The following is a 16,938-nucleotide window of genomic DNA, read 5'->3' on the forward strand; positions in this document are numbered from 1 at the left end:
GGTCCGACCGCGATCGGACCCCTCCGCCCATCACCACCGACAGGAGCTTCCATGCCATTCGATCTCGATCCCGCCGTCGCCCATCTCATCGCCCTCGGTGCGGGGCCCGCGCAACCCGAGGACTTCCGCGAGGGAGACCATCGACGGCTCCGCGCGATCCTCGACGACGGACTCGCGCAGATGAGGTCCCTGCCCGGGAACCCCGAGGTGTTGTCACGATCGTTCACCGCGCCCGCGCCGGACGGGCACCCCGTTCGCATGACGTGGTACTCGATCGGCGATGTCCCACCGGGATCCGCCGTCGTGCATTTCCACGGCGGCGCCCGCGTCGCAGGCAGCGTCGACCTGTACGGGCCGCTGATCTCGACCTATGTCGCCTGGACGGGCGTGCCGATGCTCTCGGTGGACTACCGTCTTGCACCCGAGGGCGGTGCGGAGTCGGCGGCGCTCGACGGGATGACCGCCGTCGCCTGGCTGCACGAGAACGCGGAACGGCTCGGAGTGGCCCGCGACCGCATCGCCGTGATGGGTGACAGCGCGGGAGGGGGAGTGGCGGCGTCCGTCGCGATCGCCGCGCGTGACGCGGGAATCCGTCTCGCGCGTCAGATCCTCATCTATCCGATGCTCGACGATCGCGTCCCTCCGCCGGATCCGCACCTCGCCGCGTCTCCGACACTGTTCTCGTACGCATACAGCCGCACCGCCTGGCAGGCCGTTCTGAGCTCGCTCGAGCTCGGCTCCGAACCCACCCACCTGGCCGCCGCGGGGCGCAACACCCGCTTCGCCGACCTGGCCCCGGCGTTCATCGAGGTGGGCGAGATGGACATCTTCCGCGACGAGAACGTCGGCTATGCGCAGCGCCTCTGGGCGGCGGGCGTGTCCACGGAGCTGCACGTGCACCCGGGCATGCCCCACGCCTACGACGTGCTCCTCCTCGGCGACGATGCCTATCAGTCCGGGAAGGTCCGCGCGATCAGGAGCCTGTAGCGCGGCCACGATGACCCGCTCGCTTCGTCGACGTCGACCTGGACGATGCGCGAGGCGGCGAGCATCATGGACCCATGACCTTCGACGTCTCCGACGGCCCCCGCATCGAGCACAGGGATGCCGCACCCACCGTCGGCATCCGTCTGGTGACGCCGTTCCGCGGCATGCTCGGCGTCCGGGATCAGCTCCTGGCGGAGCTCGCCGCCTGGCTCACGGAGCGCGATCTGCACACGGACGGGCCCTTCTTCCTGCGACTCCACCACGTCGACATGGCCGCCGACATGGAGATCGAAGTCGGCGTCTTCGGCATCGATCACCCCGGTGACGGACGCGTGCGAGCGGGCACGCAGCCGCCCGGCGACTACGCCCTGCTCGCGTATCGCGGCAGCTCGCTCCAGGCCAATCGGATGCTGCTCGGATGGGTCGACGAGTCGACGCGGGACTTCGACGCCGACCCGTCGACCGGTGCGTGGGCCGGCCGTTTCGAGGTCCTCCGCACGGATCCCCGGATCGAGCCGCGGAAGACCGCCTGGACGACGGAGCTCGCCTTCCTCCTCGCCGAGGGGTGAGCGCGGGCGAGATCGATCACGAATCGAGAAGCGCGGCGACCGAGCGCATCCGTAGCCTGGAACACATCGACGGAGCACGACGAGAGGAGCCGATCATGGCCGAGGACACGAAGAACTTCACCGCCGAAGAGCGCGAGGCCATGCAGGCCGCCGCGAAAGAGGCCAAGACCAAGCGCTCGCGGGCGAAGAAGACGCCCGAGGAGCAGCGCGCCGAAGGCGAGGCCGACCTCAAGGAGGCCATCGCCAAGCTGTCGGACGACTCCGACAAGAAGCTCGCGACGGGGCTGCACGAGCTGGTCTCCGAGGTCGCTCCCGACCTCGTGCCCCGCACCTACTACGGCATGCCGGCGTGGGGAAAGGACGGCAAGGTCCTGTGCTTCTTCCAGCCCGCGAGCAAGTTCAAGGTGCGCTACGGCACGTTCGGCTTCGAACCGATCTCGAACCTCGACGACGGCACGATGTGGCCGACCGCGTACGCGCTGCTCGAGTTGACATCTGCGAACAGGAAGCTCCTCGCGGAGCGCATTCGTCTCGCGATCAGCTGACGTTCGCGGCCGCGGCTGGAAGCCCGGAGACAGGCGCGGCGGTGCGCAGTAGCGTGGACGCCGTGAGCACACCGCCCTTCCCCGCCTCCGTGTACGCCGCCCGACTCGAGCGGGCGGCGGCCCTCGCCGCAGCGGCCGGCCTCGACGCGATCATCGTCGGTCCCGGCCCCGATCTGCAGTATCTCGTCGGGGTCGAGGGTGACACGATCGAACGCCTCACCGCCCTGGTGATCGGAGCGGCCGCACCCACGGTCGTCGTCCCGCGGATGGAGCTCGCGAAGGTGCGCTCGACCGCGGTCGGCGAGCTCGGCCTCGCGGTCGCGGACTGGGTCGACGGCGAGAACCCCTACGACCTGGTCGCCGCGGCCGTCGGAGAGGCCTCCCGGATCGGCGTTTCGGACGCCCTCCCGGCGCTGCACGTCATCCCGCTCGGCACGCGCCTCGGTCTGACGCTCGAGCTCGCGACCCCGGTGCTGCGCGAGAGCCGCATGATCAAGGATGCGACGGAGATCGCGGAGCTCCGTCGCGCCGGCCGGGCGATCGACGCCGTGCATCGGCGGGTGCCCGAGTGGCTGCGCGCCGGTCGCACCGAGCGGGAGGTCGCCGCCGACATCGCGGAGGCGATCGTGGCCGAGGGCCATCGCACGGTCGAGTTCGTGATCGTCGGCTCCGGCCCGAACGGTGCGGATCCGCACCACGAGGTGTCGGATCGTGTGATCGACGACGGCGACATCGTGGTGGTCGACATCGGCGGTGCCGTGCCGAGCGGGTACAACTCCGACAGCACCCGCACCTACGTCGTGGGCACGCCCGACCCCGCCGCTGCCGAGCGCATCGCGGTGCTCGTGCGCGCGCAGCAGGCGGCCGTCGATGCGGTCCGCCCCGGCGCGACGGCATCCGAGGTGGACGCCGCCGCCCGGGGCGTCCTGGCGCAGGCCGGTCTCGGAGACGCGTTCCTGCACCGCACGGGTCACGGCATCGGCGTCTCGGTGCACGAGGAGCCGTACATCGCCCCCGGCAACGACCTGGAGCTGCGCGAGGGCATGGCCTTCAGCATCGAACCCGGCATCTACTTCGCGGGCTCGTGGGGCGCCCGTATCGAGGACATCGTGGTCGTGACAGCGGACGGCTGCGAGCGCCTCAACGTCGCACCGCACACATTGACCTCGGTGTGACGAAATATTGGCCTGAGTCCAGAAATACTCTAGGAAGGATGTATGACATCCTTCTCGAGATTCGGATCCGCCGCGCTCGGCGTGGTGGCCCTCGCCGCCGCCGGCCTGTTCATAGCACCGGCGCCCCCGGCATCCGCTCATGGTTACGTCGGCGGCACGTCGTCGTCGCTCATCGCCCGGGCCGCCTGGTCGGCCAACGCCGATCGCGGTGCGGTGCAGTACGAGCCGCAGAGCCTCGAAGCCCCGAAGGGCTTCCCCGCCGCCGGTCCGGTCGACGGGAAGCTGGCCTCGGCCGGGGGCCTGTTCGGCGGCGACCTCGACGAGCAGTCGGCGACCCGATGGGCCAAGAACCTCGTCCAGCCGGGTCCTGTCCAGGTGGCATGGTCCCTGACCGCCGCGCATCGGACCGCCGAATGGCGCTACTTCATCACGAAGCAGGGATGGGACCCCAACGACCCGCTGGAGCGCGACGACCTCGAGCTGCTGACCAGCTTCGACGGCGGCGGCGGCATCCCGACCGTGCCGACCGTGCACACGCTGAACATCCCGGCGGACCACACCGGCTACCACGTGATCTACGCCGTCTGGGACATCGCCGACACGCAGAACGCCTTCTACAACACGATCGACATCGACGTGCGCGGCGGGGGAGCGGTCGACCCCGTGGACCCCGTCGATCCGGTCGACCCCGTGGACCCGGTCGACCCGTCGGCTCCGGCCGCGCCGGGTGGGCTGCACACCATGGATCGCACGGCGACCACCGTCGACCTCATGTGGTCGGCGGCCGCCGGTGCGGACGAGTACCGCATCGAGCGATCGCTCGACGGCGTGAGCTTCACCGCCGTCGGCACCACCGCGTCGACGAGCTTCCTCGACAGCGGCCTCACCGCCGCGACGACCTACCGCTACCGCGTCGTGGCCGTGTCCGACGCCGGGGAGACCGCGAGCTCGGTGCTCACCGCGACGACGGATGCCGAAGAGCCCACCGGCCCTGTCGACGGCATCCCGGAGTGGTCGGCGACGGCCGCGTACACGCGCGGCGATCTCGTCCAGCATCTCGGCGTCGTCTACCGCGCCGTCCAGTCGCACCGCGGCTGGGGCGACGAGACCTGGATCACCGCCCTGTCGCTCTGGGAGCCGACGACGGCTCCCGCCGCAGGCCACGCCCACTGACGGCTCAGATCGCAGAGCGGCAGCGATTCCGCGGACGGATGCCTGTCGTATCGCGACCGGAACGAGAAAGCCACCGCCCTCCCGGAGAACTCCGGGAGGGCGGTGACGTGGGGCCTGTGAGGGTCAGGCCTCCGTACGCCGCCGACGGACCACCAGGATGCCTCCGGCTGCGAGCAGCACGAGCAACAGGGTGATGAGCGAGAGGGGGATCGCCCCACCCGTTCCTGCGAGTCCGCCGCCGTCGCCTGCGGCCGCTGTCACCTGCAGCGCGACGCGGGCGCTCAGGCCCGAGTCCGCGCCTTCGGCGACGAGCGTGTGCGCACCCGCCGGAGCGGATGCCGGCACGGTCACGGCGATGCGGAAGGCACCGGTCCCGTCAGCGGTCACCTGACCGAGACGGATCGGGTCGGAGTGGAGAGTGACCGTGACGGTCTCACCCGCTGCGAAGCCGCGGCCGATGATCTCCAGGCTTCCACCCTGCACGACGCTGCTCTGCCCGATCACGAGCTCGGCGTCCAGCACCGGGGTGCTGCGCACCTCGATCGTGAGCGGCTCCGACTCGGAACCCGCCCACTCCTTCGGGTCGGACGGCACGAACCGGGCGACGAAGGTGTGCGCTCCCGACGTGGCGACCAGCACATCGGCCGTCGCCTCACCGCCCGTGACCGTGGCCGAACCGACGACGACGCCGGCCTCGAGGAACTCGACCGTACCCTCCGCCTTCTTCGGCTTCACGCTCGCGGTCAGCGCGACCGACTCGCCGGCGACCGGGTCGTCGGATCCTGCCGTCAGCTTCACGTTCGTGTGCTGCGGCGCCGGGGTGTCGCTCGTGACCCGGATCGACGCCCTGGCCTCGATCTTCGAGACGTCTCCGATCGCGACCACGGGGTGATCACCGTCGACGGCCTTCTTCGGAACCTGGATCTCGGCGCTGATGGCACCGGCATCCGTGGCCGTCACGACGACCGGCTCCTCGTCGTCGATGCGGATCGAGACGCTCTCGCCACCGGCGAAGCCCGTGCCCGTGACCGAGACCTCGTCGCCGGGGCGTGCTTCCGCCGGCACCGTGATCTGCGGGTCGTACTGCGGCTCGGGTTCGGTGACGACGACCTCGAGCGCGGCATCCGCCGACTTCACGCCGTCGTCCGCCGTGATCGTCACCGTGAAGGTGCCGGCCGTGGCGTACGTGTGGCCCGCCTTGACGGCGCCCTCTGCGACATCGACCGCGGTGACGGGAGACCCGTCGCCCCAGTTGACGACCGCGGTGACGTCGCCGGTGCCGCCGGTGACGGTCGCCAGCGTCGCGTCGAACTCCTCGCCGGCGATCTGACCGGGCACACTGCCGGCCTCGACGCTCAGCGGGGCGGCCGCCGCCCTGTCGCCGTCCGAGGCGAACGCGAACAGATGCACCCGTCCGTCGTTCAGCTCACCGGGCTCCTGCGGCATGGTCAGCGACTCGACGACCTTCGGCGCACCGGCGTCGTCGACGTCGAGCGTGATCGGCGCCGTCGCGTAGATCGCGGTGTTCTTGGCGCCCCCGCCCTCGGCGCCGGTCCCGGAGAGGCGACCCTCCGAGATCGTCAGCACCGTGTTGTTCTTGTAGGGGTTGCCGGATGCACCGACCCAGTCGCCCAGGCTGATCGTCACCGTCTGCGTGCTGCCGTCGGTGAAGTGCAGCGTGGCCTCGGAGTCGCGGTTGCTCTCGGTCGCTGTGCCGATGAAGGAGAGCTGCGTCGCCCCGGTGCCCAGCGAGAGCTTGACGGTCTGACCCTCGCCGGTGATGTTGTCGGGCGCGCCCGCCGCCACCGCCGGAAGGTCGTAGGTCAGCTCCGTGCCGGGGATCGTGAGGGTCTGGCCCTGCACGAATCCGTCGGCCGCCAGCTTGTCGCGGTAGTAGCCGTGGCCCTGCGAGTCGCAGTTCGCCGCGGTCAGACCGAGGTCGCCGATGCAGACGTTGTTGAAGGCGCCCACGAAGGTCTCGTCGCGGAAGGCCGTGACGGTCGCCGTGGCCTGCGCCACCGCACCCGCCGAGTCGCGCACCGTGATCGTCGCCGAGTAGGTCCCGGGAGCGGTGAAGGTGTGCGGAGCGCTCACCTTCCAGCCGCCGAGGTCGTCTCGGGTGAGCTGCGCGTCGGCCTGCTCCTCACCGTCGCCGTAGTCGACCGTGACGGTGTAGCCGCTGGCATCCGTCTCCGTTCCGACGATCGTCGCGAGCTGACCGGCGAACTCGGTGCCGACGGCGACCCGCTGCGCGGGGCCGGCCGCGATCGAGAGGCCGTCGGCCGCCGAGGCGGAGGCGAACAGCTCGACTTCCGACAGACCGAGCGTCGCACTCGCACCCTGCAGGGTGAGCCTGATGCTCGTGTAGCCGTCGTCGTTCTTCGCCGTGAAGGGGCGGGTCTGAGTGTCCCAGGCGAACGCCTGGCCGTCTCGGCTGTCGAGTTCGGTCCAGGTCGTGCCGTCCATCGACCCCTCGAGCGTCCAGCTCGACGGGGCATCGGCCTTCGCCGCGCTCGTCAGCGTGTACTGCCCGATCGACACCGGACCGGACTGCGAGGTCCACACGAGCTCTGCGGTGTCACCCGAGAACGTCACCTTCGAGTTCATGTTGTCGTCGACGAGGGAGGCGACGGGCGTGCCGTCGGTCGCCGCGAGTGTTCCGCGGCCGGGCTTCGTGGCGTCCACGAGGGTCGTGGGCACCTCGAGCTGCTCGCCGAGGTCCTTGGCACCCCAGGCCGAGGGAGTGGCGCTCATCGTGAAGTCGAGCGTTCCCCCTTCGCGAACCAGGTCGCCGTCGAACGTGGTCTCGGAGATCGCCTCGCCGTTGATGCTGACACCGGCGACGTAGTCCTGACCCTCGGAAGCACCGGGAGCGTTGATCACCAGTTCCTTGTCGCCGATCGAGAGCGTCGCGCTGTCGAACAGCGGCGTGCCGACCGTGTAGTCGCCGGAGCCGACCTCGAGCGGGTAGAACCCGAGTGCCGAGAAGACGTACCAGGCCGAGAACTCGCCGTTGTCCTCATCGCCCGGGTAGCCCTGGCCGATGTCGGAGCCCACGAAGAGGCGGTCCTGGATGTCGCGGATCAGCTCCTGCGCCCCGGACGGGTCGCCGGCTTCGGCGAGCACATAGGGGATGTGATGCGCGATCTGGTTCGACATGCCGAGCATCCCGAGACGGACGTCACGCGCTTCGCGTGCCTCGTGGATGCCGGAGTAGTCGGCCTTCTCGCGAACCGTGAGGAACTCGTGCATCTCGTCGACCAGTCCGTGGCGCCCGCCGTACAGAGCGGCCAGTCCGTCGACGTCGTGCGGAGCGTGGAAACCGAAGGTCCAGGCGCTCGCCTCGGTGAAGGCACCACCCCAGGCCTTGCGGTCGAAGTCCGCACCCGAGGTCCAGGAGCCGTCGGCGTTGCGCGAGGTGAACGTGCCCGCTTCCGGGTTGTACATCTCGACGTAGTGCTCGGCACGCGCCTCGAAGTAGGTCGCCTCCTCCTTCAACTGCTCGACGCGCTCGGCCGGGGTCTTCGGGTCCTCGGAGAGGGCCTTCGCCATCTCGGCGATGCCGAAGTCGTTGATGTAGCCCTCCAGACCCCACGACGCGCTCTCGTGCGTCGTCGCCTCGGTGTAACCGAGGAAGATCGACTGTCCGAGGCCCTTGCGTCCGACGGCGTTCGACGCCGGGAGCACGGTCGCGTTCTTCACGGCCGCGTCATAGGCCTCGAGCGCCGTGTCGGTGCTGAGCGCACCGGCCAGATACGCCTCGGCGAACGCGACGTCGGAGCTGGTTCCGGTCATCAGGTCGGCATAGCCGGGGGACGACCACCGTGCGACCCAGCCGCCGTCGCGGTACTGCTGCACGAAGCCGTCGACGAGTTCTTCCGTCACATCGGGGTAGAGCAGCGAGTACAGCGGCCAGGCCGTGCGATACGTGTCCCAGAATCCGTTGTTGACGTAGATCTTGCCGTCGACGATCTTGGCGTTCGTCTGGGTGTCTGTCGCCGATCCGCTCGTCGCCGAGACAGGGCTGGCGTACTTGTAGACCGGGTCTGCCTCGGTGCCCGTGTTCTCGAACTGCGAGTTCGGGTACAGGTTGAGGCGGTACAGGCTCGAGTAGAGGGTCACGAGCTGGGTGTCGGTGGCGCCCTTCACGTCGTGCACGACGCTGAGCCGCTCGTTCCAGGCGTCGCGCACGTCGGCGTGCGCCTGGTCGAACGAGACGCCCTCGAGCTCGAACGCATGGTTGGTCCGCGCCTGATCCTGCGAGATGAACGACGACGACAGCCGCAGCTCGACCGTGCGGTCGGTGGCCGTGTCGAAGGCGGCGAAGCGGGCGGAGCCGTTGCGGTCTCCGCGCGTGGTCGCGCCCGCGTTCGCAGGCTCCCGGTCGAAGGTGCCGTACACGTACATGCGCGTGCGTCCGGGCCAGCCGGAGCCGCCGTCGACCCAGCCGGTGACCGTGTCGCCCGAGATCGTCAGCTTCGACGAGTCGACCAGCTGGTCGATCAGCACCGAGCTCGCGTCGCCGGTGAACTCGAACCGGTAGATCGCGCCGTGATCGGTGGCGGTGACCTCGGTGCGGATGCCGTTGTCGAACTCGACACCGTAGATGTCCGGCCGCGCGGTCTCGTTCTCGTGGTGGAACGTCAGCTTGCGGTCGTTGAGAGACGAGGTCGGGTCGGCGTTGGCCGCAGGCATCACCGCGATCTGGTTGCGGTCGCCCATCCAGATGCTCGGCTGGTGCGAGAGTCCGATGCCGTTGAGCGCCGGCAGGTTCTGCGCGTTGTTCGCCCGCTGGTATTGGTAGATCGTGCCGACGTTGTCGGCGTTGGTCATCGGCGTGATGAAGTTGAAGCCGTTCGGCCAGGCGGTCGCGGGCAGGTTGTTGCCGCGAGAGAATCCGCCGGTCGAGTTCGTGCCGCGACGCGTGTCGACGTAGGAGACGAGGCCGTCGGACGTGTCGAGCTCTTCGGCCGCGCCGATCGCGATGTCGTCGAGCCAGCCGGTGAAGGCGGTCGCGCCGGTCGGCACCTCGACGCCCTTGACCTCGGCGCCCGGGTGGTCGTAGCGGAACAGGATGTCGTCGACGGTCCGACCGGCGAACGAGCCGAGGTCGACCGTGACCTTGTTCCACTGGTTCGGCCACAGCACGTTGGACTGGCCCTGCTGACGGGCGTTCGCGCCGTAGCCGTAGGAGTCGACGGCTCCGCTGGCGGAGAGCGTCGTCCCGTCGTCGAACAGCAGATCGACGGCCACGAAGGTCGCGGCGTACGTCTGCTCGCCGTCGAGAACCGGGAAGACGAGGTACGAGAGCTCGCTGTCCTGCTCGACCGTGACGTCGGCGGCGTCGTAGAGCACGCTCGTGGACGAGGCGGGACCGGCATCGAGGTGGCGTCCGGTGTACTGCAGCGCCTTGGTGCCGGAGAAGCCGACGCCGGTCTTGGCCGTGTCGGAGCTCGTCGGGCCGTTCCCGATCTGCAGCATCAGGTCGGCGGGCTCCGGAGTCGCGCCGTCGACGGCGATCGGCTCCCAACCCGCGAGCTGCACGATGTTCTTGCTCGGGTTCTTCGTGGCGAGCACGTCGAGGCGGTAGTAGACGAAAGCGTCGCTCGGCGCCGCGAGGGTGAAGGAGCGCGTCTCGCCGCGGCCGGAGAACAGCTCGCCGGACCGCTCGTCGACGGTCACCCAGTCGGTGCCGTTGTTCGATCCCTGGACGCGGAAGTCCTTCGGGTCGCGGTCGGGCTCGTCATTGCCGGACGTGAGCGTGTAGCGGACCATCGGCTGCGGGGCGGAGAGCTGGTACTGCACCCACGCGGCGTTCTTGAAGGCGAGCCACTTGGTTCCGGCGTTGCCGTCGGCGAGGAACGCCGCGCCTTCGTTGGGAGTGTTCTGATCGGATGCCGTCACGGCGGTGACCGCGCCGAGCACACTGCCCGGGACGAAGCGGCTGCCCGTGACGTTGACCGCCTCACCGGTGCCGGCGAGCACGGGCGCTGCGTCATCCGTCTCGAACGACGAGGCGAACGCGGTCGGGCCGGCGGCGGTGGCCTGCATCGGCGTCAGCAGCGCCGCGGTGACCGCGACGGCGATGCCGGCCGCGGCCCATGATCGGCGCGCGGGTCGTGCATGAACGGGGCTGGGGACCCTCATGATTGCTCCTCGAAACTTCACTGCTCTGTGTCGTTCGTCTGCCGTGGATCGCGTCGCGAGGCGGCTGGACGGTTATGACACCGCTGTCATATGATGAGGACGCTATCACAGCGCCGGTGATGTGTGGAAGATGCATCTCGCATCCGCCGACCGTCATAATGAGCTATCCGCCGCCCGGGCGGCAGGGGGACGCATGACCACACCAGAGGACCAGGCCGTCGTGCCGCGTCCGACGCTCGCGCAGGTCGCAGCCCGCGCCGGGGTGAGCCTGAAGACGGCCTCGCGCGCGCTCGGCGGAGAGTCGTACGTGAGCGAGAAGACCCTCGCCAGCGTGCTGGCCGCCGCCACCGAACTCGACTATCAGCGCAACGCCGCAGCGAGCCTGCTCGCGAGCGGGCGCCTGGCCGACTCGATCGGCCTGATCACCGGAGACTTCACCAACCCGTTCTACTCCGCCCTCGCACAGGCGATCGAGGACGAGATCCGCCCGCACGGGATGCATCTCTCCGTCGCGAACTCCCGGGAATCCGCCGAGCAGGAGCAACGGGTCGCGCACGACCTCGCCGACCGGCAGACCAAGGCCGTCATCACGGTCTCGGCCACACAGGACCACGCCGACTACGCGCAGCTCCAGGCCCGCGGCATCCCCGTCGTCTTCGTCGATCGCCCCGCCGAGAACGTCGAGGCCGACTCCGTCGTGTTCGACAACCGCGAGGGCGGGCGTCTCGCCGCTCGCCACCTGATCGACGCGGGCCACCGCCGCATCGCCTTCATCGGCGACTACGCCTGGCTCCCGACCTACCGCGAGCGCCTGGCGGGCATGGGCGACGTCCTCGACAGCACGGATGCCGACTGGCGCGACCTCCTGCGGACCGACGCGCACGACATCGCCTCCTCACGCGCGTGCATGCGCGACCTGCTCGCCCTCGCGGAACCGCCGACCGCGGTCGTCGCGGGGAACAACCGGATCCTCCTGGGTGTGATGGAGGAGATCGCGGAGTCCTCCTCCCCGTCGCCCGCGGTGATCGGGTTCGACGAACCGGAATGGGCGCAGGTGCTCGGCATCAGCGCGGTGACCGGAGACGTCGAGGCCCTCGGACGCCAAGCCGCCCGGCTGGCCGTTGCCCGCCTCGGCGATCGCACCCGGAGCTTCGAGAACGTGGTGCTGCCGATGCGGCTCATCGCGCGGCGTTCCACGGCATCCGGCGAGCGCTGACGCCCGCTTCGAGAGGATTCGGGCGCTTCGGAAGGATGTCTCACCGGCATCCGTCCTCCCGAAGCGCGGATCTCCTCCCGAAGCGACCGGCGGATTCGTGCCGATGGCGTCAGACGAGAGCAGCCGCGTCGCGCAGCTCCTGCTCGCGCAGGGCGCGCTCGACCTTCTCCACGTCGCGGACCGCACCGCGGTCGGCCGACGTCGCCATCGCGGCGTAGGCGCGCAGCGCGAGCGACACCGGCCGCGCGCGGTCGACGGGTCGGTACCCGGTGCCGTCGAGCAGCCGCGCGCGTCGCTCCTCCAGTTCTGCGTCGCTCACGCGCAGGGTCATGCCGCGGGAGGGGATGTCGATGTCGATGATGTCGCCGTCCTCGACGAGCGCGATCACTCCGCCGGCGGCCGCCTCGGGGGAGACGTGGCCGATCGACAGGCCCGAGGTGCCGCCCGAGAAGCGGCCGTCGGTGATCAGCGCGCACACCTTGCCCAGGCCGCGGCCCTTGAGGAACGACGTCGGGTGCAGCATCTCCTGCATGCCCGGCCCGCCCTTCGGTCCCTCGTAGCGGATCACGACCACGTCGCCCGGCTGCACCTTCTTGCCGAGGATCTTCGAGACGGCCTCCTCCTGCGACTCGCAGACGACCGCAGGGCCGGAGAAGACGAGGATCGACGGGTCGACGCCGGCCGTCTTCACGACCGCACCGTCGATCGCGAGGTTTCCGCGGAGCACCGCGAGACCGCCGTCGACCGAGTAGGCGTGCTCGACGTCGCGGATGCATCCGGTCTCGGCATCCTCATCGAGCGCCGCCCACCGCTCGGACTGCGAGAAGGCGCTCGACGAGCGGACACCCCCGGGCGCTGCGTACCAGAGGTCGTGCGCGGCCTCCGTCGCCTTGCCGCCGCGGATGTCCCAGTCGTCGAGCCAGCCGGCGAACGACGTCGAGTGGATCGTCGACACGTTCTCGTCGAGCAATCCTCCGCGGCGCAGCTCTCCGAGCACGGCGGGGATGCCGCCGGCACGGTGCACGTCCTCCATGTAGTACATGCGGCCGTACGCCGGGTTCGGCGCGATCTTGGCGAGGCAGGGCACCCGACGGGAGACCGCGTCGATCTCGTCCAGGCCGAAGTCGATGCCGGCCTCGTGTGCCGCGGCGAGCAGGTGCAGGATCGTGTTCGTCGACCCGCCCATCGCGATGTCGAGGGCCATGGCGTTCTCGAACGCCGCGAAACTCGCGACCTCGCGGGGGAGGACCGAGGAGTCGTCCTCGTCGTAGAAGCGGCGGGTGATCTCGACGGCGACCTCGCCGGCCCGCTCGTACAGGGCGCGACGCGCAGTGTGCGTGGCCAGCACCGAGCCGTTGCCCGGGAGGGCGAGACCCAGCGCCTCGACGAGGCAGTTCATCGAGTTCGCGGTGAACATGCCCGAGCACGAGCCGCAGGTCGGGCAGGCGTTCTCCTCGATGCGCTTCATGTCGGCATCCGACACGGTGTCGTTCGCCGCCTCGGAGATCGCGTCGACCAGGTCGAGCGTGCGCACCGAGCCGTCGACGAGCGTCGCGCGGCCGGCCTCCATGGGTCCGCCCGAGACGAACACCGTGGGGATGTTCAGGCGCAGTGCTGCCATCAGCATGCCGGGCGTGATCTTGTCGCAGTTCGAGATGCACACGAGGGCGTCGGCCTGATGCGCGTTGACCATGTACTCGACCGAGTCGGCGATCAGGTCGCGCGACGGCAACGAGTAGAGCATCCCGCCGTGGCCCATCGCGATGCCGTCGTCGACCGCGATGGTGTTGAACTCGCGGGGGATGCCGCCCGCCGCCGAGATCGCGTCCGAGACGATGCGTCCCACCGGCTGCAGGTGCGTGTGGCCGGGGACGAACTCGGTGAAGCTGTTCGCGACGGCGATCATCGGCTTTCCGAAGTCGGCGGCGTTGACGCCGGCGGCACGGAAGAGGGCGCGGGCTCCGGCGGCGTTGCGGCCGTGCGTGACGGTACGGGAGCGAAGAGGGGTGGGCATGATCCCACTCTCGCCTCGAGGAGCGGATGCCGGAAGACGGCGCTGACACTAGTAGTGAGAGCACTAGGTTTGTTCCATGGCGACCGACGAGGAGCAGCGCAAGGAGCTCGGAGCCTTCCTCCGTGCCCGGCGCGAGCAGCTCGATCGGGGCGCGTACGGCCTTCCGCCTGCCGGGCGCGGCCGCACGGTCGGCCTGCGCCGGGAGGAGATCTCGTACCTCTCCGGCGTCAGCGTCACCTGGTACACCTGGCTCGAGCAGGGGCGGGACATCAATCCGTCGCGTCAGGTGCTGGATGCCGTCGCCACCGCCCTGCACCTGAGCGTCGCCGAGCACGACTACGCGCTGCGTCTGGCCGGCTTCACCCCGACACGGCCCGGCTCGGAAGAGGCGGTCGAGACGGCGCCCGCGCACGTGCAGCGCTTCCTCGATGCGCTGGAGGAGCACCCCGCGTATGCGCTGGCACCCGACTGGGGTGTGGCCGGCTGGAACAGCGCCTACGAGGCTCTCTACCCGAACGTCGCCACGACCCCGCCGGAGAAGCGCAATCTCCTGTGGCTCATCTTCACCGATCCGGCGGTGCGCGAACTGCTCGACGACTGGGACGACACCAGCCGCCGCTTCCTCGCCGAGTTCCGCGCCGAGGCGGGTCCTCGGCTGGGCGACCCGCGCTACCGTGACCTGGTCGGGCGCCTCATGGAGGCGAGCCCCGAGTTCCGGGAGCGGTGGGAGAGCCACGACGTGCGCGGTTTCGAGTCGCGGGAGCGGGTGTTCCAGCATCCGACGCTCGGACGCCTCGTCTTCGAGCACCACCAGCTGCGGCCATCGGATCAGACCGAGATCCAGCTCGTCGTCTACACGCCGTCGGATGCCGCGGCCCGGGCGAGATTCTTCCGCCGCCGCGATTGACGACGCATCCTCCCGCACACCACGGAGCCGCACCCTCCGCTCCGCTCACGAAGAGAGCGAGGCGGCGGATACGGCTCCGCGGCGGGGGTCGCCGGCAGGGGTTATGCGCGGCGACGACGGACCAGCAGGAGCCCACCCGCGGCGATGAGCGCGAGGGCGATGCTCGCGATGCCGGTCCACAGCACCGCATCCGCTCCGGTCACGGCGAGGCCGTCGCCGTCACCGCCGGACTGTCCAGGACCTGTGCCGGGGCCTGGGGTGCCCGGGCCTGGGGTGCCCGGGACGGACGCGGCGGTGACCGTGAGGGTCGCCTCCGCGCTGAGGTCGCCCTGCGCGAGGGTGACGGGGTAGGCGCCGGGCGCGACGCCCGGCACGCGGAGGATGTAGGAGACCTCTCCGTCGGCGTTCGCGGCGACGGTGCCGAACGGGCTCCCGTCGAACGTCACGGCGACGTCCTGATCCGGCGTGAACCCGCTGCCGGTGAGCAGGACACCCGTCGCAGCGAGCGCGTCCGTCGCGATGCTCGAGACGCCCAGCACCAGCTCCGGATCGCTGGGGATCGGATCCTCGGTGACCGTCAGCGTCGCCTCGCCGAGGATGTCGCCCGGTGCCAGAGCGGCCGTGATGCCTCCGCGCGGTGCGAGACCGGGGCCCTGCACGAGCTGCACGGTGTGCACACCCGCGGCGACGTCGGCGACGGTGAACGCCGCCGTTCCCGCCCCGGCGGACGAGGCCGTGAACGCCGCGACCTGCGTGCCGTCGAACAGCACCCGCACCGGGACGTCGGCCGGGAGCCCCTCGGCCGACAGGGAGATGCCGTCGGTCTCGAGCGCGCCGGTCGCGATCTCGGACGGGGTGAGCGTGACCTCCGCGGGATCGACCGGGTCCGCGGTGACCACCACCGTGTCGGATGCCTCCCACGCTCCGCTCCGCAGCAGGACCGTGGAGGTTCCGGCGGCGATGCCTGCCCGGGCGACGGTGGTCGTCACGGACCCGGATGCCGAACTGGTCACCGTGGTGACGACGGCGCCGTCGAACAGGATCTCGACGGGTGCGTTCTCCGGGAATCCGGTTCCGGCGACCTGCACGCCGGTGGCGGCGAGCGCGGACTGCGTGATCGATTCGGGCGTCACCACGACCTGCGGGTCGTAGACGACGGGATCGGCTTCCACGGTCAGCTCCGTCGACGCCGACCACGGCCCGCTGGTCAGGGAGATGGTGTGCGCACCGGGCGCGACGGCAGATCGTGTCAGCGGGGAGGTGAGGGAGCCGTCGGCACCGCTCGTGACGGTCGTCACGAGCGCGCCGTCGAAGGCGATCTCGACGGGAGCGGATGCCGGGAAGCCGGAGCCTTCGACGACCACGCCGGCTCCCGCGAGCCGTGAAACCGTGACGGTGGACGGATCGACGGACGCGGTCGGGTCGTACGTCGGGTCCGCGATGATGGTGAGAGTCGTCTCCGCGGTACGTGTACCGCTCGTGAACCGGGCCGAGTGGGTGCCCACCGTGGCGTTCTGCCAGTACAGGATCACCTCGACGCTCCCATCCGCACCGGCGGTGCGTGTCGCCGCCTGCTGCCCGTCGATGAAGAGCGCGACGGTGCTGTCGGGCACGAACCCGCTGCCCGTGAAGCGGACGACGCCGTTCGGATCGGTGATCTGCGACAGCGTCGCCGGGTTCGGCGAGACGGCGATCTGCGGGGCCACCCCGTCGATCGCGGCGTCATAGGTGAACTGCGTCCCGGTGCAGATCAGGCCGGCCCCGACGAGGTCCGCGGCGTTCGACCCGGAGCTCGTGACCGAGCCGTCGGCATGGAAGGTGCCGCCGAGCCAGTACTCGGCCTGCGTGTCGGCGTCGATCTGGTACGTCCAGTTCGCCTGGAAGGACCCGTCCGCGGCGATCGCCGTGTCGGGGATCTCGTTGAACGGGACCGGGAACGGGAACGGCGGATTCACGCCGCAGAAGGCTGTCGACGAGGTGGTGACGTCGGTGACCTTCCCATCGGTGACGGTGAGGGAGATGTCGTAGCCATGGCTGTTCTCACCCACGTACACGCCGTCGGCGGTGGCTGCCTGGGCGGGGGCCGCGACGGCGACGGCGCTGAAGCCGACGGCGAGCGCGATACCGGTCACCGCCCCGAGGAGTCGCGTGAGGCGTGGTCGTAGCTGCGATGTCATCAAGTGATTCCTGTACCTGGGTGTGCGG

Annotated in this window: 10 protein-coding genes; 7 read left to right on the forward strand and 3 right to left on the reverse strand. The window is 70.1% G+C overall.

Annotation, left to right across the window (positions count from 1 at the left end):
* The first annotated feature begins 51 nt into the window (after positions 1-51).
* The 5 genes from MRBLWH11_RS04920 (at position 52) to MRBLWH11_RS04940 (ending at position 4,449) form a co-directional block, all read left to right on the forward strand.
* Positions 52-987 carry an alpha/beta hydrolase gene (locus MRBLWH11_RS04920; RefSeq protein WP_341946949.1) on the forward strand — a complete coding sequence of 312 codons (936 nt, stop codon included), beginning with the start codon at positions 52-54 and terminating at the stop codon, positions 985-987.
* Between the two features lie 74 nt (positions 988-1,061).
* Positions 1,062-1,556: a hypothetical protein gene (locus tag MRBLWH11_RS04925; RefSeq protein ID WP_116633326.1), complete on the forward strand. Its 495-nt coding sequence runs from the start codon at positions 1,062-1,064 to the stop codon at positions 1,554-1,556.
* Positions 1,557-1,651: 95 nt separating this feature from the next.
* Entirely contained in the window at positions 1,652-2,101 is a 450-nt protein-coding gene (locus tag MRBLWH11_RS04930; RefSeq protein WP_341946950.1) for a hypothetical protein, read from the forward strand.
* A 62-nt stretch (positions 2,102-2,163) separates the two neighbouring features.
* On the forward strand, positions 2,164-3,276 hold the full coding sequence (locus MRBLWH11_RS04935) for a Xaa-Pro peptidase family protein (protein WP_116633970.1): 1,113 nt from the start codon (positions 2,164-2,166) through the stop codon (positions 3,274-3,276).
* A 42-nt stretch (positions 3,277-3,318) separates the two neighbouring features.
* A complete protein-coding gene (locus MRBLWH11_RS04940; protein WP_341946952.1) occupies positions 3,319-4,449 on the forward strand; it encodes a lytic polysaccharide monooxygenase in 1,131 nt (376 codons plus the stop codon).
* A gap of 123 nt (positions 4,450-4,572) precedes the next feature.
* Here MRBLWH11_RS04940 and MRBLWH11_RS04945 read toward each other — a convergent pair whose 3' ends face one another.
* Positions 4,573-10,596 carry a GH92 family glycosyl hydrolase gene (locus tag MRBLWH11_RS04945; RefSeq protein WP_341946953.1) on the reverse strand — a complete coding sequence of 2,008 codons (6,024 nt, stop codon included), beginning with the start codon at positions 10,594-10,596 and terminating at the stop codon, positions 4,573-4,575.
* 193 nt (positions 10,597-10,789) lie between these two features.
* On the opposite strand from MRBLWH11_RS04945, the gene MRBLWH11_RS04950 reads away from it, so the two are divergent.
* On the forward strand, positions 10,790-11,812 hold the full coding sequence (locus tag MRBLWH11_RS04950; RefSeq protein ID WP_341946954.1) for a LacI family DNA-binding transcriptional regulator: 1,023 nt from the start codon (positions 10,790-10,792) through the stop codon (positions 11,810-11,812).
* 109 nt (positions 11,813-11,921) lie between these two features.
* Here the strand turns inward: MRBLWH11_RS04950 and ilvD are convergent, their stop codons facing one another.
* On the reverse strand, positions 11,922-13,826 hold the full coding sequence (gene ilvD, locus MRBLWH11_RS04955; RefSeq protein WP_341946955.1) for a dihydroxy-acid dehydratase: 1,905 nt from the start codon (positions 13,824-13,826) through the stop codon (positions 11,922-11,924).
* 76 nt (positions 13,827-13,902) lie between these two features.
* Here ilvD and MRBLWH11_RS04960 point away from each other — a divergent pair, with 76 nt between their 5' ends.
* Positions 13,903-14,733 (forward strand): helix-turn-helix transcriptional regulator, encoded by an 831-nt coding sequence (locus MRBLWH11_RS04960; protein WP_341946957.1) that lies wholly within the window; start codon positions 13,903-13,905, stop codon positions 14,731-14,733.
* A gap of 101 nt (positions 14,734-14,834) precedes the next feature.
* Here MRBLWH11_RS04960 and MRBLWH11_RS04965 read toward each other — a convergent pair whose 3' ends face one another.
* A complete protein-coding gene (locus tag MRBLWH11_RS04965; RefSeq protein ID WP_341946959.1) occupies positions 14,835-16,910 on the reverse strand; it encodes a hypothetical protein in 2,076 nt (691 codons plus the stop codon).
* Positions 16,911-16,938: the final 28 nt, after the last annotated feature.

Origin of the sequence: Microbacterium sp. LWH11-1.2 (assembly GCF_038397745.1) — a bacterium.
In the GTDB taxonomy this organism is placed as follows: Bacteria; Actinomycetota; Actinomycetes; order Actinomycetales; family Microbacteriaceae; genus Microbacterium.